Origin of the sequence: Chryseobacterium sp. SIMBA_029, assembly GCF_046535275.1 — a bacterium.
Lineage (GTDB): Bacteria > Bacteroidota > Bacteroidia > Flavobacteriales > Weeksellaceae > Chryseobacterium.
Genome location: NZ_JAWRXA010000659.1, coordinates 1 through 249, shown reverse-complemented (window position 1 = coordinate 249; position 249 = coordinate 1). Strand labels below are relative to the sequence as shown.

1 protein-coding gene is annotated in these 249 nt (G+C 40.2%); it reads left to right on the top strand.

The features are described 5' to 3' along the window. Window positions 1-249 (top strand): TonB-dependent receptor plug domain-containing protein (locus SB679_RS25620; RefSeq protein WP_410705182.1); only part of this gene is annotated, 249 nt, incomplete at both ends.

Here is a 249-nt window from a genome sequence, read left to right as displayed (position 1 = left end):
ATTTCTACTTCAGATGCCGGAAATGGGGTAGGGTATACTGGTTTTAGAATTCGTGGGGTATCAGGATCGGCAATTAATGTAATGATGAATGGTGTTCCTTACAATGATTCTGAAAGTCAGGGAACGTTTTTCGTAAATGTTCCGGACTTAACAAGCTCTGCATCACAGATTGTTATTCAAAGAGGAGTAGGTACTTCCAATAACGGAGTTTCTGCGTTTGGAGCAAGCATTAATGTAATTTCAAGGGAG